Origin of the sequence: Candidatus Defluviibacterium haderslevense, from assembly GCA_016712225.1 — a bacterium.
Lineage (GTDB): Bacteria > Bacteroidota > Bacteroidia > Chitinophagales > Saprospiraceae > Vicinibacter > Vicinibacter haderslevensis.
In genome coordinates this window covers 317,859-343,414 of sequence record JADJRL010000003.1, presented here as the reverse complement: position 1 = coordinate 343,414, position 25,556 = coordinate 317,859, and the positions used below count along the sequence as shown (strand labels likewise).

At 34.0% G+C, this 25,556-nt stretch carries 15 protein-coding genes; 9 read left to right on the top strand and 6 right to left on the bottom strand.

Translation table 11 applies throughout. From position 1 onward, the window contains the following. Positions 1-40: 40 nt before the first annotated feature. Positions 41-2,242 (bottom strand): catalase/peroxidase HPI, encoded by a 2,202-nt coding sequence (katG, locus tag IPK88_01700; GenBank protein MBK8242114.1) that lies wholly within the window; start codon positions 2,240-2,242, stop codon positions 41-43. A 499-nt stretch (positions 2,243-2,741) separates the two neighbouring features. Between katG and IPK88_01695 the strand changes: the two genes are divergently transcribed. The 6 genes from IPK88_01695 to IPK88_01670 all read left to right on the top strand — a co-directional run bounded on the left by IPK88_01695 (position 2,742) and on the right by IPK88_01670 (position 7,798). Continuing rightward, positions 2,742-3,371 (top strand): DUF523 domain-containing protein, encoded by a 630-nt coding sequence (locus IPK88_01695; GenBank protein ID MBK8242113.1) that lies wholly within the window; start codon positions 2,742-2,744, stop codon positions 3,369-3,371. Between the two features lie 197 nt (positions 3,372-3,568). Next, on the top strand, positions 3,569-3,958 hold the full coding sequence (locus IPK88_01690) for a hypothetical protein (GenBank protein ID MBK8242112.1): 390 nt from the start codon (positions 3,569-3,571) through the stop codon (positions 3,956-3,958). Then, entirely contained in the window at positions 3,945-4,109 is a 165-nt protein-coding gene (locus tag IPK88_01685; protein ID MBK8242111.1) for a hypothetical protein, read from the top strand. The genes IPK88_01690 and IPK88_01685 overlap by 14 nt, the downstream gene beginning before the upstream one ends. A gap of 38 nt (positions 4,110-4,147) precedes the next feature. Next, complete coding sequence (locus IPK88_01680) at positions 4,148-5,092, top strand: hypothetical protein (protein MBK8242110.1); 945 nt, start codon at positions 4,148-4,150, stop codon at positions 5,090-5,092. Between the two features lie 247 nt (positions 5,093-5,339). After that, positions 5,340-5,969 carry a hypothetical protein gene (locus IPK88_01675; GenBank protein ID MBK8242109.1) on the top strand — a complete coding sequence of 210 codons (630 nt, stop codon included), beginning with the start codon at positions 5,340-5,342 and terminating at the stop codon, positions 5,967-5,969. Between the two features lie 245 nt (positions 5,970-6,214). Beyond that, positions 6,215-7,798, top strand: coding sequence for a T9SS type A sorting domain-containing protein (locus IPK88_01670; protein MBK8242108.1), 1,584 nt, complete (start codon positions 6,215-6,217; stop codon positions 7,796-7,798). A 592-nt stretch (positions 7,799-8,390) separates the two neighbouring features. On the opposite strand, the gene IPK88_01665 is transcribed toward IPK88_01670, so the two are convergent. Beyond that, a complete protein-coding gene (locus IPK88_01665) occupies positions 8,391-10,298 on the bottom strand; it encodes a von Willebrand factor type A domain-containing protein (GenBank protein MBK8242107.1) in 1,908 nt (635 codons plus the stop codon). Positions 10,299-10,642: 344 nt separating this feature from the next. Between IPK88_01665 and metH the strand changes: the two genes are divergently transcribed. Further along, the gene (metH, locus tag IPK88_01660; protein ID MBK8242106.1) at positions 10,643-14,347 is read left to right on the top strand and encodes a methionine synthase; all 3,705 of its coding nucleotides are present in this window, start codon (positions 10,643-10,645) and stop codon (positions 14,345-14,347) included. Between the two features lie 128 nt (positions 14,348-14,475). Here the strand turns inward: metH and IPK88_01655 are convergent, their stop codons facing one another. After that, the gene (locus IPK88_01655; protein ID MBK8242105.1) at positions 14,476-14,862 is read right to left on the bottom strand and encodes a hypothetical protein; all 387 of its coding nucleotides are present in this window, start codon (positions 14,860-14,862) and stop codon (positions 14,476-14,478) included. A gap of 152 nt (positions 14,863-15,014) precedes the next feature. Then, positions 15,015-17,984 carry a PKD domain-containing protein gene (locus tag IPK88_01650; protein ID MBK8242104.1) on the bottom strand — a complete coding sequence of 990 codons (2,970 nt, stop codon included), beginning with the start codon at positions 17,982-17,984 and terminating at the stop codon, positions 15,015-15,017. Positions 17,985-18,322: 338 nt separating this feature from the next. Here IPK88_01650 and IPK88_01645 point away from each other — a divergent pair, with 338 nt between their 5' ends. Continuing rightward, positions 18,323-20,260 carry a T9SS type A sorting domain-containing protein gene (locus tag IPK88_01645; GenBank protein ID MBK8242103.1) on the top strand — a complete coding sequence of 646 codons (1,938 nt, stop codon included), beginning with the start codon at positions 18,323-18,325 and terminating at the stop codon, positions 20,258-20,260. 131 nt (positions 20,261-20,391) lie between these two features. On the opposite strand, the gene IPK88_01640 is transcribed toward IPK88_01645, so the two are convergent. Both IPK88_01640 and IPK88_01635 read right to left on the bottom strand, forming a co-directional pair. Then, positions 20,392-22,356: a T9SS type A sorting domain-containing protein gene (locus IPK88_01640; protein ID MBK8242102.1), complete on the bottom strand. Its 1,965-nt coding sequence runs from the start codon at positions 22,354-22,356 to the stop codon at positions 20,392-20,394. Positions 22,357-22,581: 225 nt separating this feature from the next. Next, entirely contained in the window at positions 22,582-23,415 is an 834-nt protein-coding gene (locus IPK88_01635; GenBank protein ID MBK8242101.1) for a methyltransferase domain-containing protein, read from the bottom strand. Between the two features lie 399 nt (positions 23,416-23,814). Between IPK88_01635 and IPK88_01630 the strand changes: the two genes are divergently transcribed. After that, complete coding sequence (locus IPK88_01630) at positions 23,815-25,536, top strand: carboxypeptidase regulatory-like domain-containing protein (protein MBK8242100.1); 1,722 nt, start codon at positions 23,815-23,817, stop codon at positions 25,534-25,536. The last annotated feature ends 20 nt before the right edge of the window (positions 25,537-25,556 follow it).

Here is a 25,556-nt window from a genome sequence, read left to right as displayed (position 1 = left end):
AGACCATCTTCTTTATTCTTGAAATGTTCTCTAATCCATATTAAGCTACATCATAACGATCTAGGTTCATCACTTTAGTCCATGCAGCAATAAAATCTTTGATGAATTTTTCTTGAGCATCTTCGCAAGCATAGACTTCAGCTATAGCACGAAGTTCGGAGTTAGATCCAAAAATGAGATCTACTCGGCTTCCAGTCCATTTATGGTCTCCCGTCTTTCGATCATGACCTTCAAAGATTTCTTGAGCATCTGAGCTAGCTTTCCATGTCGTTCCTAAATCAAGTAGGTGCACGAAGAAATCATTGGTCAGCGTCTCAGGATTCTTGGTAAATACACCGATTTTTGAACGATTGAAATTAGTATTGAGCACGCGCATGCCACCAATAAGGACTGTCATTTGTGGTGCAGTTAAGTTTAAAAGTTGAGCTTTGTCGATGAGCATTTCTTCTGCAGTTGAGCTGTATTTAGATTTTAAATAATTGCGGAAGCCATCTGCTAAGGGTTCCAATACAGCAAAGGATTCTACATCGGTCTGTTCTTGTGTAGCATCAGCTCGTCCTGCAGTAAATGGAACTAAAACTTGATGACCTGCATTTTTAGCAGCCTTTTCAATACCAACGCCACCAGCTAACACGATAAGATCTGCAAGAGAAACTTGCTTGCCATTGGATTGAGCAGCATTGAATTCTTTTTGAATGAGTTCGAGTGTTTTAAGAACTTTTGAAAGTTGATCCGGTTGATTGACTTCCCAATTTTTTTGAGGTGCTAGACGAATTCGAGCACCATTCGCACCACCACGTTTGTCTGATCCACGAAATGTAGATGCTGAAGCCCAGGCAGTTGATACCAATTCAGATACGGTTAAATCCGTTGCTAAAATTTTATGTTTCAAATTTTCGATATCCTGACTATCTATTTGCTTGTAGTTGATGGTTGGAAGTGGATCTTGCCAGATAAGATCTTCTTTTGGTACTTCAGGACCAAGATATCTGGCGCGAGGGCCCATGTCACGATGAGTTAATTTAAACCAAGCCCGTGCAAAGGCATCTGCAAACTGATCTGGGTTTTCGTGAAAACGTCTTGAAATTTTTTCATAAATAGGATCAAATCTCAAGGCTAAATCAGTAGTTAACATGATCGGTGCATGACGTAAATTTGGATCATGAGCATCGGGAACTGAATCGGCACCCATTCCATGTTTTGGTCTCCATTGTTGAGCACCTGCAGGACTCTTGAATAATTCCCATTCATATCCGAACAGATTCCAAAAAAAGTTATTGCTCCATTTAGTAGGTGTAGTTGTCCATGCTCCTTCAAGACCACTTGTGATGGTATTGATACCATTTCCACTACCTAAAGTATTTTTCCAACCTAAGCCTTGTTCTGCAATATCCGCGGCTGCTGGTTCAGGACCAACATATTTGCCTGGATCACCTGCACCATGTGTTTTACCAAAAGTGTGACCTCCTGCGATTAGCGCCACTGTTTCTTCATCATCCATAGCCATTCGACTAAAGGTCTCACGAATGTCTCGAGCTGCGGCTATAGGATCAGGATTTCCATTTGGGCCTTCAGGGTTTACATATATAAGACCCATCTGAACTGCTGCGAGTGGATTCTCTAATTCCCGATCACCAGAATATCGTTTGTCATCCAACCATTTACTTTCAGAACCCCAATAGATTTCTTCATCAGGTTCCCAAACATCAGCACGCCCACCGGCAAAACCAAAAGTTTGAAAGCCCATGGATTCAAGGGCGCAATTCCCGGCGAGTATCATCAAATCAGCCCATGATATTTTTTTACCATATTTTTTCTTGACAGGCCAAAGAAGTAATCGGGCTTTATCCAAGTTTGCATTATCCGGCCAACTGTTTAGCGGGGCAAATCTTTGGTTTCCCGAACCGGCTCCTCCACGACCATCAGCAATACGATATGTTCCAGCGCTGTGCCAAGCCATACGAATGAAAAATGGACCATAATGTCCATAATCTGCTGGCCACCAATCCTGAGATGTGGTCATTAAATCAACAATATCTTTTTTTAGAGCTGCCAAATCAAGGGTCTTGAAATGTTCAGCATAATCAAATCCTTGCTCCATTGGATCAGATAGAGAAGAATGTTGTCTAAGAACATTTAATTTCAATAAATTGGGCCACCAATCTCGGTTTCTAGTGCCAGCTCCGGCGCTTTGTTTTGGTGTTCCACCTGAAAACGGGCATTTGCCTTCGCCGTTTGTCATGTTTGGTTGGGGTGTCGATTTTGAATTAGCTTCCATATTTTTAAAAAATTTATAGATTGATTTTTAAATTTACTTATGAATCAGAAAGGATAACCGAGTCATTATACTATGACACATTTTCTCTACCTGATTTAGTCAAATGTAATTGACAAAGGCGTTTAAAAAATCGGTACTTCACCAATTTACATTTACTAATTTGGTAACAATTGAAACATGTGTTTGTTTGGAGAATTGGCAATTACTATTCTTGTGAATCGTAAGTTGTAGTCATCTTTATTAATTCTGATGCATTCAGCGGTATTTTTCATATTTTTTACAATGTTGCTTTTATCCAAAAAAATATTAATTTTGACGTCAATACATCATAATGGAAAGCATTTTATTGAATTGCTTGAAATAAATACTTTTTTATATCTTCAATAATGTTTTTCAGGAATTTTAAGCTTATTGTTTTAATTATATAATGATAATAAATGGCGACTATTTAAATCCAGTATGAATGACAGATAGAAATTATTTAAACGCATTGCGAATTCCAACTGCAACTGATCCATTAAGAATATTAATGAGTGCTTGTTTGACGGGAGTGACTTGTGGATATGATGGCACTGCCAATGGAACATATCCCAGTGCCTTAAAATTTTTGAATTATGATAACATTAAATTAATTAAATTTTGTCCGGAGGAATATTCGTTTGGAACACCAAGAGCCATGTGCGACATCCATGGGGGAACAGGAATGGATGTCCTTAATGGCAAGGCAAAAGTACTGACTGAACATGGTGAAGATTGGACCGAGGGAATGATCCAGGCATCTGAAAGAATGTTAAGTCTAGCCATTAAGGAAAATATTGAAATTGCCATTTTGATGGATATAAGTGCAGCATGTGGCAGTCAGGTCATTTATAATGGAAATCGATTTATTGAACATCCTTACTATTTAATTGGTGCAGGTGTATGTGCTGCACAATTGATGTTGAATGGATTTAAGGTCATTAGCCAGCGGGATTTTGCATCGTTGGAAATAGTGTATTCAAAAATCGATCGTAAGCATTCTGTAGATCAAGCCAAATTAGATCATCATGAAATAGAATGGTATAAAAATTATTTCAATACATTAGATTTATAGTTAGTGTTAGGAAATTAAAGAACCAAAATCAATTCTAAAAAAAAATCAGTAGAATTTTTGTTTATTGATTTTATAAATAATTGCTTTAGTCTTAAGAAAATGATATTTATCATCATTTACATTGATAAAAATCAATGCAAAATAAATTGTTCTATGTTAACTTTGGATGTAAAACTAAAATAATGACTCAAAGATTAATGACCAGGAATCTTTTGCTAGGCTTTTTATCTTGGTTAATCCCATTTGCAGTGTCTTTTCTTTTTTACAAACCAGGTGGAGAGTTGGTAGTGCCTTATGCCACGTTTAAATCCACAATTATGGTAGTTGGTGTCATTAGTGGCTGCTATTTATTGATAAAGTATTTTAAAATCACAGAAGGCGATTTTATAAAGAATGGTATTATTGTGGGTTTAAGTTGGTTTGCTATTAATATCATACTTGATGTTGTAATTCTAATACCCATAATGAAATCCACTTTTACGGATTATTTTATGTCTATCGGCATAGCTTATTTTTCTATTCCAGCTATAAGTATTGCTATGGGATATTTACTCAAAGTAAAATCAAATATTCATGCCAATAAATAAGGAATGGCATTTAAAACATAAAATGCCAAAGAATCCGACACTGGAACAAAGAATCAAGTGGCACATAACACACGAGAAACATTGCACATGCAGACCTATTCCAGATAAATTAAAAGCGGTAATAGATAGTATGAAAATTAAAGAGTACTGATAAATTGTTAGAAAAAACTGTTTAAGCTATTAGAGAATATGACAGACGAGAACATCATGTCATGGTTGTTGGAAGGTGATGTTTCCATTCAATATCAAACTTACAGAGATTTATTAGATCTCAATAAACCCAAGCTTAGAAATAAAATTGAAAGTGAAGGATGGGGATTGAAATTCCTTTCTCATCGTCAGCAAAATGGATATTGGGGGAAAGATTTTTATCAGCCCAAATGGATATCTACGCATTACACTTTATTGGATTTAAAGAATCTTCAGATTTCACCGCACCAGAAAGACATACGGCGCACATTAAATTTTATTTTTAAAAATGAAAAAGGTCCTGATGGAGGCATTTTGCCAATTGGTCTTACACAAAGATGTGATATTTGTGTGAATGGCATGGTATTAAACTATGCTTGCTATTTTCAGGTGCCGGAATTAGAAATAAAATCGATCATTGATTTTCTTCTTGCGGAAAAAATGCATGATGGAGGTTTTAATTGCAGGTCTAATTCAACTGGCGCCAAACACAGTTCGTTGCATACTACGATTTCTGTTCTGGAAGGCATTCAGGAATATTTGAGCAATGGATATCAATACAGATTGAAAGAACTAATTAAAGCTAGGAATGATTCTCAGGAATTTATTCTAATGCACAAATTTTTTCGATCCGACAAGACCGGAGCAATCATCAACCCCAATTTCTTGAAATTATATTATCCATGTCGTTGGTATTATGATGTGCTTAAAGCATTGGATTATTTTCAATCAGCTCAAGTGCCCTATGATCCAAGAATGAATGATGCCCTTGAACTAATAGTCAAAAAGAAAACTAAGGATGGATTATGGAAACTTGCTTCTAAACATCCGGGACAAACGCATTTTGAAATGGAAAAAGCTGGTCAGCCCAGTCGCTGGAATACTTTAAGAGCACTCCGAGTGTTAAAGGCATATGGCAGTGATTATCATGTTGCAAAGGCTTAAATAAAAGCACATATGAAATGTTTTTCTTTTAAAAGAGTTAGACACGTTCATACTGAAAAAGTTATTTATTTTATCTCCTCTTCATTTCGAAACACATTCATTAAATTCAATTGCAATTATGATATTTCACATAATTAGGATCGCAAGATTGATCGCCTTATATTGTTGAACAAAGGGTTAATAGTATATTCAATAATTATTCAAAAATCAGTTATTTGAATTACTTTAGCACATTCAAAGTAATAGAATGATCAAAAAATATGCAGTAATTATAGGAATCATTATTTCAAGTTTGCTTTTATTAGTTTCTTCATTAAAATACCCTGGCGGATCACAATATAATAAATTCGCCAACGGTTTTGACTGGAAACATAATTATATCTGCAACTTATTTGATGAGTTTGCCGTAAATGGAGATGTCAATGCATCCAGATATTGGGCTATTGCAGGGACATTTTTTTTCTGTGTTAGTTTCGTCTTTTTTTTCGTTCACTTTTCAAATAAACTAGTTTCGAAGAATGCATCCAACGTCATTAAATACTGTGGAGTTAGCGCCATGATAGCTTCATTTCTAATAGTGACCCCATATCATAATGCAATGATTGTTTTGTCAAGCACGCTGGCACTAATTAGTATGTTTTATATTACATATTATATTTTCAAGTCAGATTTGAAGTACTTTAAATTACTTTCCATTATATGTTTGTTGATTTCATATTTCTGTAACTATATTTATTATACCAAACATTATTTGGAATTTTTACCAATAGTGCAGAAAATGGCTCTCGGCATTACGGTCGTTTGGATGTTAGGACTTGAATATTTTACAAGGAAGGAAGATTTTGAAAATATTAAAATTGGTAAAATGAGAAAATAGAATCTATAAAATAATTTTAACCTTCACTTTATAAATCAAAATTAGCCAGTTCAGTTTGAAAAAAATTGAAAAAACTATATTTTCTAAATTTTTTCAAGCTTTGACATTCAAACTTGAAAAGCTGAACAATTTATAAAATGGAAAATTGGAACAGTCAATAAAATTTCTTATACAAAATGACAGGAATATTATTTTATTTTGTATTTTTGAGTAGAAATTTTAAAAATGCAGCAAAATTAAATCCAATGAATCAATACTGTGCTATTTTACTTTTTATATTTTCCTTCTTCTCAAATTCCTTTTCTCAAGTTAAATTTTATAAGACTATTGGAGGTACAAAAGACGATTTTGGCAGTTTTGCTTTGCAGACTATTGATGGAGGTTTTATCGTAGCTGGTTCTACAGAAAGTTTTGGTGAAGGAGTATTAGATATTCATATAAACAAAACTGATGCTCAAGGAAACCTTTTATGGACTAAAACATATGGTGGAAAAGGAGTTGATTATTGTAGTGCCGTTCAAGAAACTAAGGACGGTGGATTTATATTAGTAGGCACAAGCGATATTAGTTCGCCAAGTAATTCTGATGTTTATCTAATTATGACTGATGCAAATGGAACAATTCTTTGGTCAAAAACAATTGGAGGTAATGGTAATGATATTGCATATTCAATACTTCAAACATCAGATGGTGGATTCATATTTGCCGGATCCACTGAAAGTTTTTCTTTAGGAAGTAGAGATATCTATTTGATCAAGACTGATTCTATTGGAAATGTTCTTTGGTCAAAAAGTACAGGTGGAATTGGTAATGAAGTTGCTTTTACAATCCGCCAAACAAATGATGGAGGATACATACTGATAGGAGATACGTATAGTTTTGGAGTTGGAGGTGTCGATATATTATTATTAAAAATAGATTCTAACGGATCTATTCTTTGGTCAAAAACGTACGGAGGACTAGGTGATGATTTTGGTAGAGATGTTTTACAATCTGCTGATGGAGGATATATGATTGCAGGCTTTGGCGATAGTTTTGCATTGGGTAAAAGTGATTTTTATTTGATAAAAGTCGATTTTCAAGGCAATGTAATTTGGTCAAAATCTTATGGAGAAGCTGGTGATGAAGTAAGTAGTTCGGTTCAACAAACTTTAGTCGGAAACATTGTTATTTTTGGGACATCACAAAGTTTTAAAGTTGAGAATCCTGATTTATTTATAATAAAAGTGGACTTAAATGGAAAAGTGCTGTGGTCCAAAACTATGGGAGGGGAAATTAATGATCTTCCTGAATCAATAGAAAATACTAAAGATGGAGGTTTTATTATTTGTGGAACTGGAGGATTTATGAATAGAGATGATTATGATATTTTACTAATCAAAACCGACAATTTAGCAAGTAGTGGTTGCAATGAACAATTGCAAAACACAATTGGATCCATAGCTGGAGTTCAGACAACTAACCCAACACTGATTTTAACTTCTCGTAATAATAGACTAACATCTCCTGCATCTATAACTAAAAGTAGTGGAATTATAAATACGATTTGTACTTCTGTTGGGATAAATGAATTAACTCAAGAAATACCATTTTTAATTTTACCAAATCCTTCAAACGGTAATTTTATTATCAATTTTAATTATATGATTGAGGAGGGAAGAATTGAGCTATTTAATTGTCTTGGCGATAAAATATATAGCGACATAATTAATAAATCTTTCAAAAAATCAATTCATCTGAAAAATATTGAAGATGGTATTTATATGGCAAAAATCTATGATAAAGTCAAGTACGAAATAAAAAAAATAATGATTCAAGACAATTATTAATATGAAATAAAATTTTAGGTTATTAACAGATTTAAAGAATAAACCTTATTAGATATAAAAAAATTTTAACTGATCCAAATGTCGATGCCGGTACATTAGATTCCTAGTCTTTATTGGAGGAAGGTAATTTTTTCGTATTGTATTTTTTTGTTCAATTTTCAAAGAAATTAGTTTCGAAGTCTGCGGCTAGTATCATAAAATATTGTGGCGTAAGCGCCATGATTGCTGCATTTCTAATTGTGACTCCATATCATAATGCAATGATTGTTTTGTCAAGCTCCCTGGCACTAATCAGTATGTTTTATATTACATATTATATTTTCAAGTCAGATTTGAAGTACTTTAAATTACTTTCCATTATATGTTTGTTGGTTTCATATTTCTGTAACTATATTTATTATACCAAACATTATTTGGAATTTTTACCAATAGTGCAGAAAATGACTCTCGGCATTACAGTCATTTGGATGTTAGGACTAGAATATTATACAGGGAAGGAAGATTTTGAAAATATTTGATGTGTTTATTTCAGAAATGCTTAAATAATCTATCTCAGGAATTTCAAATTCCTGAAATAGATTATACTATTATTTTATCTCGTTACAATTGAGTGATAGGCTTGCAATAATGTTTTATACTCTTCAATGTATTTATACTCATCATTCATCTTGATTTGATTAGCTAATGAGATAACACTTTTAATGGATCCATGTTTTAAATGTTTAGAATTGTTTAATATCATTCCGAACATCGCCACTGAGCTGGATAATAACATGTTGTCGGTAATGGATGAGGTTTTTGATTGATCATATACTATGGGTTTAACTAATTCCATGCTCTTGTTTTCATTCGGCTTTTTATATCTGTATTTAATCAATGCATATTCATTGTCAAATGAAGTGGATTTATTTGAACTCTGATATTTTAATGGATCAATCTTCCTTTCTTGGGGAATTTTATTTTTACTATTGATAATTTCATAAAGGATGGTTACGCAATGTCCAGCGCCTATTTCTCCTGCATCTTTCGTGTCATCTTTGAAATCCTCATCGTTCAATAATCTGTTTTCATAACCAATTAATCTATATGATGCAACATATTTTGGATTAAATTCTATTTGTGTTTTTACATCTTTTGCCACAGTATAAAGGGTTCCTCCAAATTCATGAATAAATATTTTTTTAGCTTCCTTTATATCATTTATATAAGCGTATTGCCCATTGCCTTTATCGGCCAGTATTTCTAATTTGGAATCTTTATAATTTCCCATCCCAAATCCCAAACATGTAAGAAAGACGCCTGATTTTCTTTTATCTTCAATTAATCTTTCAAGATCATTTTCATTGCTAATTCCTACATTAAAATCACCATCTGTAGCAAGGATTACTCTATTATTTCCATTGGTTTTAAAATTTTCAATAGCTGTTTTGTATGCAAGTTCAATTCCGGCACCACCAGCAGTTGAGCCACCAGATTCTAATAGATTTATAGTGTTTTTGATTTTGGTTTTTTCTTCTCCTGAAGTGGGTGGTAATGCTAAACCTGAACTCCCAGCATAAACGACTATTGAAATTAAATCTTGTTCGCGCATTTGGTCAACCAATAGATTTAGAGATTCTTTTACTAAAGGTAATTTATTAGGAGTGCCCATCGAACCAGATACATCAATCAGAAAAACTAAATTAGCTGGAGGTAGGTTTTTTGCTATAATAGATTTAGTCTTTGTTCCAATAAGTAATAATTCATGATCTTTATTCCAAGGGCATGGACCAATCTCTGTATACGTTTCAAATGGTTTGTCATCTGTTGGTTCTTTATAAAGATAATCAAAATAATTCACCATTTCTTCAATTCTTACGGCATCTTCTGGAGGTTGTTGACCATTTTCAATAAATCTTTTTACATTTGTATAAGATGCCCGATCTACGTCTAGCGAAAATGTTGATAAAGGATGGTGATCTACATCTTTGAAGTCATTTTCAGTTTGTTTTGCGTATGATTCATAAGTTGGTCTTACCTCATTAGTAGATTTTATTTTTTTATTAGTATTTTTATTATGAATACCAAGCTTAGCTCTTAAATGACTTTTTGAACTATTTTTTATTGTTTGATCACTTGTAGTTTTATCCGTTTCTATTAAAGGAACTCTAAATTGAGTTATTTCAATTGCATCCAACAACATGACCATTTTTAATGTTATATTTAAAGGAGGTATAGTATTGGAATCAATTATTATTTTATTTATTGAATAAGAACTATAACCAATATATATAACATCAATTTTATATTCTCCAGGAGCTAATGTTAAGTTGAAATTGCCATTGAAATCTGTTAATGTCGAATCAACAGATTTGCCATTTATTGAGGCAATAATTTTTGCATGAATTATTGCTTCTTCATTTTCATCTTTGACAGTTCCGGTTAATTGTCCGGTTTGGTTTATGTTTATGTCATCTATTATAGGTAATATAAACCACAATAAATATATTATGCTTTTCATAAATAAGAATTTAATGATGAGAAAATACTATTTGTTGTTAAAACAAAGGAGAAAGGAATCCTTTAATTATACTGCAGTTGATTATATAACGCCTCATTATACAATTATGCTGCTTAAACAATCCGATTAGATTTTAAATGATACTTTTACATCAGCTATCTTTTCGTAATTTAAAAAATTGAAACATTGGAAGCATCTTTTTTCATCCGCTTGCAAATGAATTATCGTCAGAATATTTTGGCAAATGAATCTAATTTTAATTGGTTTTAATATTCGATTTTTACAACAATATCTATTTGTTAATTGTCTATCATAACTATACCTTTGTACACTGATTTTAAATAATGGATACCAAACAAATACTTAAAGATATTGCCGCTCAGAGAATCCTTGTATTGGATGGTGCGATGGGCACTATGATCCAACAATATACATTGACCGAAACAGATTTCAGGGGAGAAAAACTTAAAGATCACCCATTTGATGTTAAGGGGAATAATGAGCTGTTATCACTAAGTAGACCTGATATCATTTATGATATCCATAAAGCCTATTTGGAGGCAGGCTCAGATATTATCGAAACCAATACATTTAGTGCTACTGCAGTGGCACAAGCTGATTATCATCTTTCTCATTTGGCTTATGAGTTGAATGTTGCTTCAGCCAAAATAGCTAGAAAGGCAGTAGATGATTTTATGGTGCTTCATCCCGGACAACATCGTTTTGTAGCGGGTGCTTTAGGTCCTACCAATAGAACGGCTAGTATGTCGCCTGACGTCAATCGTCCAGCTTTTAGATCCATCTATTTTGATGAATTGAAACGCGCCTACTACGATCAGGCTTTGGGACTAGTAGACGGCGGAGTAGATATACTTTTAGTGGAAACCATTTTTGACACACTGAACGCAAAAGCAGCTATTTATGCGATCGAGGAATTGTTTGAACTTAAACAACAAAAATGGCCTGTTATTATATCTGGAACAATTACAGATGCCAGTGGAAGAACCTTAAGTGGTCAAACGGTTGAAGCCTTCTACACTTCTGTCAATCATATTGAATTATTTGCTATAGGATTGAATTGCGCTCTAGGTGCTAAGGAAATGCGGCCACATCTTCAGGAGTTGTCCAGAATAGCTCACTGTAGGATCAGTGCCTACCCAAACGCAGGTTTACCCAATGAATTGGGTGGATATGACCAGAGTCCCAATGAAATGAAGGATTATATTCGGGATTTTGCTGCTCAGGGTTTTGTCAATATTATTGGTGGTTGCTGTGGAACAACTCCCGATCATATCCGGAATATGGCTCAGGCTGTTATCGGTATATCTCCAAGACCGATTCCAACAGATATACATCATTATACCACATTATCCGGTATGGAGCCTTTGGTTTTTAGGCCAGAATTATTATTTGTCAATGTTGGTGAACGAACCAATGTGACTGGTTCCAAAGCTTTTTCTAAATTAATACTCAATAATAAATTTGAAGAAGCTCTAGCGGTGGCGCGGCAACAAGTAGAGGCAGGGGCACAAATCATCGATGTCAATATGGATGAAGGTCTCTTAGATAGTGAAGCAGCCATGGTGGAGTATCTCAATCTAATCGCATCCGAACCTGAAATCGTACGGGTACCCGTTATGATTGACTCTTCGAAATGGAATGTTATCGAGGCCGGTCTAAAATGTCTTCAGGGAAAATGTATCGTTAATTCAATTTCTTTGAAAGAAGGTGAAGCCAAATTTTTAGAACAAGCGGTCAAAGTAAAAAGATATGGAGCTGCTGTTGTGGTTATGGCGTTTGATGAATTGGGTCAGGCTGATACCACAGAGCGTAAAGTAAGTATATGTGAAAGAGCCTATCACTTATTAATAGATAGGATAGGATTTAAACCTGAAGATATCATATTTGATCCCAATATTTTTGCAGTGGCTACAGGTATTGAAGAACATAATAATTATGCCATTTATTTTATTGAAGCTACAAAAGAAATAAAACGACGATGCCCTGGTGTAAAAATAAGTGGTGGTGTAAGTAACCTTTCTTTTTCATACAGAGGTAATGAGACCATACGTCAAGTTATGCATTCTGCTTTTTTATATCATGCCATTCAAGCAGGAATGGATATGGGTATCGTTAATGCAGGTATGATAGATGTCTATGATGATATACCAAAAGATCTGCTTCTACTTGTTGAAGATGTTTTGTTCAATAGAAGGCCTGATGCAACAGAACGATTAACGAATTTTGCCGAGACGATACAGAAGAAAGATAAGAACGCAGAAAAAACGGAAGAGGTATGGCGTCAAAAAAATATAGAAGAGCGAATTAAATATTCTCTCGTAAGAGGAATTTCGGATTTCATTATTCAAGATGCAGAAGAAGCCAGACAATTGTTGGGCAAACCCATTCATGTTATTGAGGGACCATTAATGGATGGTATGAATGAAGTAGGAGATTTATTTGGTGCTGGTAAAATGTTTTTACCGCAGGTTGTAAAATCTGCACGCGTGATGAAACAAGCGGTCGCATATCTGACACCATTTATGGATTTAGAAAAAGATGGTACAACAAAAGCTAAAGGGAAAGTTTTATTAGCTACGGTCAAAGGAGATGTTCATGATATTGGAAAAAATATTGTTGGCGTTGTGTTAGCATGTAACAGTTATGAAATTCATGATATGGGCGTCATGGTATCTTGTGATCGCATCCTTGAGAAAGCAAAAGAAATTAATGCGGATATCATAGGTTTAAGTGGACTTATTACACCTTCACTGGATGAAATGGTTTTTGTGGCATCTGAGATGGAACGAACAGGTTTCAAGTTGCCATTAATCATTGGTGGAGCAACTACATCGAAATTACACACAGCTATAAAAATTGAAAACCAATATCATGGACATGTGGTTCATGTTTTGGATGCTTCCAGGGCCGTAACTGTTGTGTCTAATTTATTATCAGAGGAGCCGAATGTTACAGAGCAATATATGTCGGACATAAGGGCAGAATATGAGCGTGTAAGAATTCAAAGACAGAACCGGCAATTAACTAAAGAATTGCTAAGCATCCAAGATGCCAGACAAAATAAATGGCGTACTGATTGGACCGCAGCGATAATAAAAAAACCAAATCGATTAGGTATCCTTACATATGATTCATTGGATTTAAAAGACATCGTTTCTTATATTGATTGGACCCCATTTTTCCAGAGTTGGGAATTGGCAGGCCGGTATCCGGATATTCTAACCGATGAAGTGGTCGGAAAAGAAGCCTCCAAACTATATGAAGATGCGATCGTATTATTGGAACAAATATTAAAAGATAAACTCATTACAGCTAAAGCAGTCATTGGATTATTTCCTGCCCAAAGTGTAGGTGATGATGTTGAAGTAAATATTAATGCTCAATATTTGAATGAAGATCCAATTAATTCAAATCCTCAAAATATACCATTGCATCATTTGCGTCAACAAATTAAAAAAGCATCAGGACAAGCCAATTTTTGTTTATCAGATTTTATTGCACCCAAGGAATCAGGGATTCAAGATTATATTGGTGCTTTTGCAGTCAGTGCTGGATTTGGAGTTGATGAATTGGTGAACAAGTATGAACAAGCGCATGATGATTATAATGCCATACTTGTAAAGGCCATTGCTGACCGATTGGCTGAAGCCGCGACTGAATATATGCATCATTTGGTTCGAACACAAGTATGGGGATATGATTCGGACGCTGGATTAAGCAATGATGATTTTATTCAAGAAAAATATAAGGGTATCAGACCTGCTCCTGGATATCCAGCATGTCCGGATCACACAGAAAAAGACACCTTGTGGCAATTATTAAATGTCAAAGAAAACATTGGTATTCAACTTACAGAAAGCAAAGCGATGTATCCTGCGGCTTCAGTAAGTGGATGGTATTTCGCACATCCTGAATCTAAGTATTTTGGTATTAGTGAAATAACTTCAGATCAATTACACGATTATTGTGAACGAAAAAAATGGGATATTGCTACGGGGAATAAGTGGTTGAGTCCATTGTTGAGTTGATTCGTTCGATAGTTGCAGTATTAAACTGTTATGTTTTCGTTGCATCGAAGTCAGAGACTTTGAAGATCGTGAATTGAGGAATCGTTGCATCGAAGTCAGAGACTTCGACGATCGAATAAGATACTTGATTAAAAATCCTCAGTTCTGACATCAAGTTCAACCGTACCTTCGTCCCCTTTACTCATCCTATGCCAACTTTTAATACTAAAAGGATCTTTAATATATTTACTGCCATTCGAATTAAATATCTGGAGATTCTTGAATAAATAAATAGAGTCTAAACTTGCAAGATAATTTCTTGAAGTTGAACCAATAGCTGAATGATTAACCAAAAAAAGCTTCTTTTTACTTTCAATAATAGCTGTATCAAATTCATTTCTGCCCAGATTAAATTCATAAATTATTTTAATATTTCCATCTGTACTATTTAGAATATAATAATCGATATAGAATACAGGGTCACAAGAAAAAAATAATGTAATCATTAAGCAAAGAAAAACAATGGAGTTTTTCATAAGATGATAATTATTTAGTTAATTCAATACTTGGTCATTTTATAAAATCTTAATACCTCGATTGTCGAAGTTTTCATCTGTTAAACTATCGTTACATCGAAGTCAGAGACTTCGACGTTCGCACATTAACGATCGTCGCATATTAAAACTACTCATCGATCTGTATTCAGCAATTTCTTCTTTTTATTAGGGCGCTCCGGGCAATATATCGGTGAAACAACATTAATGTAATTTTGCTTAATTACGAAACTAGATCCATTTGAATTCTTTACGGCAAGCTTTACACTAAAGTTGCCGGTTTTATTAAATACCACTATTGGATTTATTAAAGTGGAAATATCTGGTGTAGCACCTTCAATCTGCCATTCAAATGAATTTACATCTTTAGATGATGCGTCATAGAATTGAACTTCATCACTTTGACATACCGTAGTAGAACTTACCCTAAAATCTACTTTGGGAATATAGAATACAATGACTTCTTTTGTTAATTCCTGAGTACCACAATCATTAGTTATTTTTAGTTTGACTTGAAATATACCTTCAGATTGATATTCATGTATTGGAGAGGTCTCAAAGCTGACAGCAGATTGATCTCCAAAATCCCATTCGTAAGTGTTTGCTAATAAAGAAGTGTTAGTAAAAAATACCTGAAGTCCGCTGACATTGTAATTGAAATCCGGGATGGGTTGTGATCGTACTTCTATATAATGAGTTTTAATGATGGAATCTCGATCAGATCCATTTATTATTATAAGTTCTACATCGTATTCCCCGGATGTAGAATAGTAGACTTTAGGATTAATATCTGTACTTGTGTTTGGACTACCTCCCGGGAATTTCCATTCCAGAGAAAGAGCATTGGTGGACAAATTTTCAAAGTTAACTTCGAATGGTACACAGCCTAAAGATTTGGAAACTTTGAAATCAGCACTTAATATTTTTTTGATTTCAATTTGTTGTGTATCTCGGCTTATGCCGCATGTGTTAGAAGTCTGGAGAATCACAGTATAAATACCAGCAGATTTATATTGGTGGCTTGGATTTTTTTCAGTACTTGTTTGACCATCACCGAAATTCCAAAAATAAGCTATTTCATTTATAGATAAACTTGCAAAATCAACTAAAGGACCTATTGGAGGAGTAAATGAGAATAAGGCTATGGGAATGGTGTCTGCTATAATATATTTTTTTCTTAAAAGCGTATCTTTATATTTTGAATTACTTGCGATTAATTGTACATCAAAATTTCCTTTATTCGGATAGCTAATGACAGGAGGATCTTTTAAAGTAGAACTAGAAGGATTTCCTCCCGGGAATTCCCATATATAGCTTGTGGAATTCGTTGATGATTGGTTCGTATATTTAACTTTGTGTGTTGCACAACCGCGTAAAACATCACCAATAAAATTTGCTGAATTTTTTGTAACTATAAAAATGCGTATCGTTTTTTTAACGGTGCCACAGCGATTGGTAACTTCTAAGCTAAGATCATATGCACCATCATTAGCATAGGTATGTTTCGGTTCGGCATCTGTTGAAGTCCCACCATCTCCGAATTTCCACAAATAGGTATCCGCGTACTGTGAAGTATTTGGAAATATAGTTAATTCCCGATTTAAAATGGTGTGTTGCCAGGATGGTTTTGGTTTTTCTTCAACATCAATATATTCCAAAAAAGTAATGGCATTGATACCACCGGAATTAGTAACTTGTAGTGTTACTTCGAATTTTCCATGGTTGCTGTAGGTAATTAATGGATGTTGCAAAGTAGAATTGCTTGGTGTTCCACCTGGAAAAGACCAAAGCCAACTAATGGGATTACCTGAAGAAAGATCCATAAATTGTACTTGACTCATAGCTGGAACACACAGTGTTGTTGGTGTGGCTTTGAAATTTGCAATGGATGGATTGGAGCCCGTGCTACAACCTCCTGCACATCCTCTGGATTGAGCATGTGCACTAATCGCTGTTATAGATATTGCAGACCAGATATTCGAACCACTTATCGTAGGTGCCATAATATACGGAGAACCGCCAGCATCGTGATTCGCACTAAAATTGTGACCCATCTCGTGGGCCTGGAGATTTCTGCTGGTAGAAGCTGCATTGAGATCGCTACATACATTATATCTGAGATTACCACAGACTGTACCTATATAGGCATAGCCTATAGTTCCGCTTTGATATTTTCTGGTCCAGGCAGTTGCAAGACCATAGGACGCCCCACCATAACCACCTGCATTTGCCCAAGTAGCATGTTGATTTAAATGAACCTGAATATCATTAATGCCATTCCATGGATCACTTGCAGATGAAGTGGCAATAAAAATTGTAGAAACATTTAATTCTATACCGACTGTGAATTCATTATCGTAATTGGTTTGAACATTAGCCAATACACCAGTGCACCAGGCTTCAGTTTTGGGTACATCACCACGAAAAGTAAATACGGTAAAATCATTCGCTAGAGCTACCTCAAATGCGATGCAGGTACCACGATTTTGAATATCATTTTCTTTTAAGATCGGTGTTTTGTCTTTTAATTCATTGCTGCCACATTTAATATTTCCATTTACTTTAACATCAGATTCTTTATACACAATCAAATAATCCAAGGTGCAGCTCGAGTCTATTCCAGATAAGGGTTCAAAAAAATAACGTTCATGGCCATCATTCACAAATCCATAGAAAAAATGATTTGCAACAGTTAAACTTCCCATTTCTCCGGCAGCATTCTGATTGGATATTCGGTACGTTTTAATATTTCCTGGTTTTGGTTTTGTAATAATTCCTTCATCTGTTCCAATTCTTAATTGATAATCAGCTTTGATTAAATCGTATTCAAATAAATCCAGATTCCAGTGTTTTGATCCCAGTTGAATGTCGAGTTTTTGATGAACGGTTCTCTGATTGAGAGCGGATTTTATTTGGTCGATATCCAAAGAAATAATTTCGTAGTTTTTAAATATGGATTTTAAAAGGACATCAGAATTATGGTATGAAAGCACTGGGGCTGTAATGGTTTGAGCACAAAGCGAGTGTTGGCAATGTATAATGAGTATTAAGAATAAGCTCAATTTCCAATTCTTGATGGTAATAGAATGTGGTTTAAATACCATATTTAGGGAAGTTAAGGAATGTGAATTTGAATGAAGAAATACAAATTTAAGTAATAACTTTAATTTATCCTTTAAACGTGATAACATTTCTAATAGATGGTTAAAGCAATAGCTAAAAATGAACAAAGTGGATCCTGTCTTCTAAATGATTCTGCTTAAATGGAATGATTATTAATAAATGGATCCAATTTATTAATGGTTAAATATTTTTTGAATTTGTTATATTTGTTTATATTTGAATAACAATTGGGGCTATTTTCTCTATAATAATTGGAAATGACTCGAATTGTTACTTAATTATGCTTTTGTATTACTCATAAAAAAATTAAATTTACCCTATGAAAAATCTTCTATCAACGCTATTATTTATTTTCAGTTTTATTGGTTTCAATAATTTTGGCTTATCTCAATGTGTTCCAGAGTCTGTGGACAATTGTGATGATTCCAACATTTTGTGTTCATTAGATGAATTGAATGGATATACTTGTTCAAACCCAAATTATAGCAATCCTACTGGGTGTTCTCCGCTTTGTCCTTCAGGAGGTGGATCCCATAATACGGCTTGGTGGGGATTTGTAACTGATGGTGGGGCGGTTACAATAACCATAACATATTCTAACTGTTCTGTCAATGGCACTGGTGTCCAAATGGGGATTTGGGGCGATTGTGATTGCGCAGAATCAGTAGCATGTAATCCTAATTGTACAGGACCTGGCCAATTCACCATTCAAGCTAATCTTACAGCTTGTAAAAATTATTATTTGTTTGTGGATGGCTGTAGTGGTGATGTTTGCGATTTTTCAATTCAAACTTCTGGAGGATCACAACCAGAAATTAAACCCTTGGGTAAAATAAATAATGACGACGACCGCTTTATTACTACCTGCGCTGGCAATTGTAATAATAAATTTAAAGTGGCTGGTGAAGAAGCGGGTTGTGAACCCAATTATGAATGGACCCTAGATGGTCAACTCGTAGGTTCTTCAACAAACGAAATCGATTTGGATTTTCAAGATACAGGAGAATTTACTTTATGTGTAGTAAGTTATATTGGTAATCTTAAGAGTCATTCCTTATGCAGTCAGCAAGGTCCTCAATGTGCAACCATTCAAGTTATTAATAGACTGGATTCTATAATGGAAAATAAGCATTTATGTCCTTCAGAATTACCCTATGTTTGGTTTAATCAAAAAATAACTAAGGAAGGCAGTTATACCATAATGCTGAATGATCAGAATTGTTGTGCTACGTCTGCAATATTGAATTTAACAATAGAACCACAAAATCCTCCGGTGACAATAAATTATTTTAATTGTGATCAAATGATTTATCAAGACCCTACAAATCATGTTCTTTATCCAGGATGCAATAAGGAATTAAAAGTAATTTTTCCAGATGGGGATTCTTTGACTTGTGATAGTTTTTATATTTTGAATACCATTAGCCCTAAGGTTGATTGTCAATGGATCGAATCATGCGATTCTAATTATGTAAGTATCATACCACAATTAATGATATCGGGCGTATGTGATGCTGATATTACAAAGAAAGAATTTAAATGGTATCGGCAATCAGATTCTGCTCATACTATGATCAGTCATGATAGTATACTCAGGGTTAATCAAAGCGATATCTACTGTTTGCAATACGATTATCGGGTCCAATTAGATCAACTCAGTGTTGATTGTTCTCAAACATTTTGTGATACGTTTAATGATGCTACTTATTTTCCAAAATTTATTATTGTTGGTGATTTAACAGTAGAAAATGGTAAATTAGGAAGTTATACCTTCAAAATAACCAATGGTTCATCAACTAATATTAAAAAAATCAAATGGAATGTTTCTGGTAGTCGGTTTATTTTTATGGATCCAATTGATAGTACGAAAATATATGTATCATGGGATTCAACGACAACAGACAAAAAAATATGTCTTACCATAGAATCCGTATGCTTTACTTCCCCAGAGATTTGTACAGATGTCATTATTGATTATGGTGTTGCGGTTCGTGATATAAATATCGATAATGTAAGCATATATCCTGTACCCAACAATGGTCAATTTGTTATTGTTGGATTGCCATATGCAGAAAGGACGAAGATCGAAATCATCTCACTGAATGGAAAAAAATATTTTGATAACATTTATTCGATGGATGATGGCAAAATTTCAATTGATTTGTTTGGACTTGGAATACCTAACGCTACTTACTTTATAAGAATAACTCAGAATAAAAAGTCATTTACAAAAAAATTAATATTGATGAATGATTAAAAAGTTGCAATGTATAGCCTCTTAATTTGATCTTGGTATTAAGTACTTAATTTTTAATATAATCTTTCAAGTACTGATTATAAATTATAATAGGTTATTCTTTTATTAAACATAAAATACTTCCTCTTCCTCTAATGAATCACAAATTTCTTAGTCAAGGATCCTTGTTTGGTTTTTAATTGTAAGGAATACGTGCCGCAAGGAAATCCTGTTACATCGAATTGCTTGGATGTTTTGCCTGATTCTATGGATACTAATTTGTTCATCATGATTTTACCATCAATGGATTCAATGGTTGATTGAATGATTTGTTCTGTTGGAGATTCGATGATGGTTTGAAGTATTCCGTTTTGGATAGGATTGGGTTCTATATTTAATGAATATCCATCCGAATTTAGAGGATCAACTCCTACAACAAACGAAATGGTATTATCCTTAGTTATTAACCATAATTCGGGATCAAACTCAACGGATGCAATTGGAAAATTAATCTGTTGTGAAAAATTTTGGCCATTAAATGTGTTGTCCAAAACTATTGTAATGGACTGTCCAGTAGGCCCGTTTATTTTAAGTGGCACAGGCATTTCAAAGAAATCTACGGAACCATGTGATTGGGTTTGATTCAATTTAACATGTATGGTTTGAGTAATATCTTGTGACCAACTGACCTGATATGATGGGTAACCCTGGCCGGTGAACCAATCTGCAAAATACCCGGTTAAATTTTTTCCGGAAACAGTTTCAAGATGTCTTTTTAAGTCTGAAGTTTTTGCATAACTATATGCAATAGCCAGATCATTGATATAATTTCTAATTCCTTTAAAAAATATACTGTCACCACAGATCCATCTCAGTTGATGTAATATCATAGCTCCCTTAGCATAGGTAAGGCGCCCTGAAAAAATACGATTAACGCTGGAAGTATCTGTTACAAATACCGATCCTCCCGGTTGACTTGTTATAGTAGCAATGCGTTGTTGTTTGAATGGCAACCAATATTCAGGAAGTAAATATTGATAGCACAATCCACTCAAATAGGTAGCAAATCCTTCATTTAGCCAGATATCCTGCCATGAGCCACAAGTGACTTTATCACCAAACCAGTGATGGGCCAATTCATGTGCTAAAAGTTCATAACCATAACTGGTAACGAAAGTCATGGTCTGGTGTTCCATTCCTCCACCCCAACCAAATTGAGCATGACCATATTTTTCATTTTGAAAAGGATACATCCCGAATAATTGGTCATACAATTGCATGTGAGTAACATTTTGAGCAACACCTGCTTTAGCATCTTCAAGGTTTTCAGGATATACATAATTCAATATAGTAGTAGTTTGATTTCCAAAGGGAGCAAACTCCGTAAAAACTTCATAGTTGGTTACCGCCATACATATCAAATAAGCTGCTATGGGATATCTATGTTTCCAGTGGGCTGTTATCTTGCCATTTGCAATGGATTCATTGATGAGTAATCCATTACTAGCCGCTTTATATGCTACGGGATTGGTAATGTACACATCTATGGAATCTATTTTATCATTTAAAGATTGTTTGCAAGGCCACCATTCTCTAGCACCGTAAGGCTCTGAAAGGGTCCATAATACAGGCGTTCCGGCGTGTTCGTCAACGATGAAAGATCCAAAGCCCGTGCTCGTTGGTTTTCCATGATAATAAAAAGTCAAACTATCAGTTGATCCATGTAATAATGTTGAAGGAAAATGAACTTGTATTTGATCTCCTGTAATGGTATATTTTAACGAATTATCATGATATTTAACACTATCCATAGTCAATGCTTCAGAAAAATCAAAATCCAGATTCTGAACATTTTCAATGGGTTGGAATATCGTCATGACTTCACCTTTAATGTATGAGACCGCAGGATCTACCTCCCAATGCATCCGAGTATATTTAATGTCAGATTTATTATTGGCGGTAGACATCAAGGATTGATCCACAGTATTGTGATTCCTGGTGTAATTGGCTTGTTCCGCATGAATAATACTTTCAAGAGCATTAGGATTTTGGGCATATATATTGCTCAATCCGATTAAAATCAAAATAAAGGAAACAAGCGGTTTTAAAGATATCATAATTTATTATTCATTGATAAGGCAACAAATGTAAACATTCTTCGAATAGGGTAATGTTTTTTAACTTTTAAATCGGATTATGTTTTTTACATATTTAAACGATTAAAATCATATAAGGATAACCAACTCTATAAGCTAAAACGTTCCCAATACAAGGAATGTGATATGAATTTGGTCCAATTTGAATCACCTTTTAAAGAACTTATGGTGCCAATCACACATTCATTACTCCCTTTTTATCCCTTCAATATACAACATGGGAACGGTTAATTTCAATCCATGATTCAATTTGGAATACTCATTTAACAAAAGCTCTAATGCAGAAAAAAAAGTTATTCTTTCAGTTTCGGGAATTAATTGTCTCCAGGAATCCAGCCATCCAAGCTTTATAAAGTAATGATTTAAAAAAGCGCTACCATTTAAAAAATGCATCTCAAAAGATTCTTCGAAATGTCTGGTTACTGAGAATCCATTGTTGGTAAATAGAGAACATATGGAATCAAGATTTCCTCTATGCTCTATATGTTGGTGTAATTCAGGAATAATGGAATGAAGATTTTTTTCTATAAGGACCTGCTCGAATAAGTCATAGAATTCCTTCCAGTGACCGGAGATATTTGTGGTCAAAACGATCCTTCCATTGGATTTTAATACACGATAGCATTCAGTAAAAACAAGATCAGGTTGTTCAAAATTATTAATGCCCAGATTTGAAACGATTAAATCAATACTGCTATCAGCCAGAGGAATTTTCTCTGCTGAAGCTGCAATCAACTTAACATTGGTCAGTTGATAGTTTATTATTTTTTGTTGTGCTCGTTGATTGGCATGAATCCATGGATCGAGGCCATAACACATGCAGGAATTGCCTAATCTTGCAGCTAGTTCCATCAATGGAAAACCTGCCCCTGAGCCGATATCCAGTACGGATAGATTCGGTTTGAGTTCCAGGTGTTTAAATAATAAGAGGCCAAATGAAGCACTCCAAAGCGGGAGTTCATCGAAGGTATTGATAAATTCTGGGGTGTCCTGGAATTGATAATCTAAGTATTCAATCATATGGATGAATTGATTTTGATATAAATATGAATCTTGTTGCGCGTAGCATTAAATGAATTCGTTAATGTTGATACATCTAAGGTAATAGATCTTTATTGAAATAGAATTTTTCTGAATAATTCCTTTTAATTGATTGGATTTAAAGTCCCTAATATTGGAAATGTACATTTAAAAAGTCAGTGCTTAAGCTTAATGAAAGATGAATCAATAGCCAGAGTAGGTAATATTCAAAATAAGCATGGAATGATTAAACATAGATTAAAAAACAAATGATTATACATTAATTATTATTATATGTATAAATTATTGATATGTATTTATTTAAGTTCATACAATTTTTCTTTATTTCGTGCAGCTTTTACACCAATTGTGAGGTAGTATTGATTAATAGCCGTAGATATGAATAAAAATATTTTATTAGTGGGTTTGCTTATTTTATTAGGCATCTCCTGTCGAAAGACGTATGAAGATATTTCGATAATCAATAATCCCGATCCTCCCAAAGTAGAAATTGAAACGAACATCATTGGTTTGGTTCAGGATCAATATGGACAAGCTGTACTCAATGCAAAAGTAAGTATTGGGAATACCATTACTTTGACTGACAAAAATGGTTATTTTCGTTTTCAAAAAGTTTATATTTCAAAAGATCAGGATTTTCTTAAAATAGAAAGCCCAAATTATTTCGTAAGCTATCAAAGTTTAGAAGGCTTACCGGGAGACCTTAGTTTTACAAGATGCATTTTAGAAGAACGTATTTTTACCAATAAATTCTCAAGTGATGCAGATGCCATCTATACTTACAATCATTTGTATGAAGTTTACATTCCAGCCGATGCGCTTATGAAATCTGATGGTAGTCTATTTCATGGAACTTACAAGGTCGCTCCAAAGTATAAGGATTCATCCATTACCCGGGAATTACAATCAGGTGTGATCGCATTGGATGAAAAAAATTCGAAAAAATTGTTACATATACAACATCATTTAGGCATTGAAGTCAGAAGTATTGAGACCGGTGAACCATTATATTTTTCAAAATCCATTCAGGTTAAATATAATATTAATACATCTCATCTTTCTCCCCTTGTACAGTCTTATAGTTTCAACACCAATGAAAGTAAGTGGAAATACAATGGTCAAGTTACAATGGAACCTAATCAATTGTCTATAATAACCAATAATCCGGAACAAATGGCAATAGGGGTAAGCTATTTATACACCACATGTGAAGGCATGGCAATGTTCAATAAAAATAATGGCATGTCTTTCTCAAGAATAGCAAACACGTTAAACGGACAATCCATTCATGTTACCAGAATTCAATATTCTGGAAAATTTAAACTATTTGTAGTTCAAGACAAATATCAGGAAGTGATATTTCAAGATGAGTGTCAAGATGTAAATAGTGTATTTCCGGTAAACGTTAATCAATTACCTATAGTAAAAGATTTAATTGTAGATAATCCATTGAATTTTGCAATTGAGTTATCAGGTAAAGCCATTTATTGTGATGGAAGTCCCATTACTGAAGGTTATATACTTGCCAGGAATAAAGCCAATCAATCTATTGTTTTTCCAATAGGAGCACAAGGTATCTTTAACTCCCTATTTTTTTCTTGTAACAAATTGGATATGCTATATACTGCTACCGATTTAGTGAATAATAAGACCAGTGAAATAATAACTACATCATCAGTTAACAATTCGAATAGTACCTTTAGAATTTGTGAGAATAAAGTTTCAAGTATAGCTCGATTTAGTTTTAATCATATTGATACTTCTTATTCAATTTGTAGGGTTAGAAAAATTTCAAATCCTAATAGTCCCAATGTTATTTTTATTTTTGAATATGGATCCAATGGAATGTTCACCGAAAAATTAATATTGGAACGTCTTAATCATCCAACGACGGGCAATTATTGGCGGTTAACTTCATCCTCCTTCATAAGCGCCACATATCAATTAAAAGAAATCATTGATGATCCTGAAATTTTCTTTTTTGAATTGGGTGGTGTTCAGATGCTAGAATGTAATTTACCCAAAGTGATTATTGAAGATCAAATTTCTATGAAAAAATATACTACGGATTTGGTTTTTTTTAGAGCCATTATTCAATAAATTGAACTAACTATATTTTT

Coding starts and splice junctions, on each gene's coding strand:
- katG (MBK8242114.1), bottom strand. CDS start 2,242: ATGACAAACGGCGAAGGCAAATGCCCGTTTTCAGGTGGAACACCAAAA.
- IPK88_01695 (MBK8242113.1), top strand. CDS start 2,742: ATGACAGATAGAAATTATTTAAACGCATTGCGAATTCCAACTGCAACT.
- IPK88_01690 (MBK8242112.1), top strand. CDS start 3,569: ATGACCAGGAATCTTTTGCTAGGCTTTTTATCTTGGTTAATCCCATTT.
- IPK88_01685 (MBK8242111.1), top strand. CDS start 3,945: ATGCCAATAAATAAGGAATGGCATTTAAAACATAAAATGCCAAAGAAT.
- IPK88_01680 (MBK8242110.1), top strand. CDS start 4,148: ATGACAGACGAGAACATCATGTCATGGTTGTTGGAAGGTGATGTTTCC.
- IPK88_01675 (MBK8242109.1), top strand. CDS start 5,340: ATGATCAAAAAATATGCAGTAATTATAGGAATCATTATTTCAAGTTTG.
- IPK88_01670 (MBK8242108.1), top strand. CDS start 6,215: ATGAATCAATACTGTGCTATTTTACTTTTTATATTTTCCTTCTTCTCA.
- IPK88_01665 (MBK8242107.1), bottom strand. CDS start 10,298: ATGAAAAGCATAATATATTTATTGTGGTTTATATTACCTATAATAGAT.
- metH (MBK8242106.1), top strand. CDS start 10,643: ATGGATACCAAACAAATACTTAAAGATATTGCCGCTCAGAGAATCCTT.
- IPK88_01655 (MBK8242105.1), bottom strand. CDS start 14,862: ATGAAAAACTCCATTGTTTTTCTTTGCTTAATGATTACATTATTTTTT.
- IPK88_01650 (MBK8242104.1), bottom strand. CDS start 17,984: ATGGTATTTAAACCACATTCTATTACCATCAAGAATTGGAAATTGAGC.
- IPK88_01645 (MBK8242103.1), top strand. CDS start 18,323: ATGAAAAATCTTCTATCAACGCTATTATTTATTTTCAGTTTTATTGGT.
- IPK88_01640 (MBK8242102.1), bottom strand. CDS start 22,356: ATGATATCTTTAAAACCGCTTGTTTCCTTTATTTTGATTTTAATCGGA.
- IPK88_01635 (MBK8242101.1), bottom strand. CDS start 23,415: ATGATTGAATACTTAGATTATCAATTCCAGGACACCCCAGAATTTATC.
- IPK88_01630 (MBK8242100.1), top strand. CDS start 23,815: ATGAATAAAAATATTTTATTAGTGGGTTTGCTTATTTTATTAGGCATC.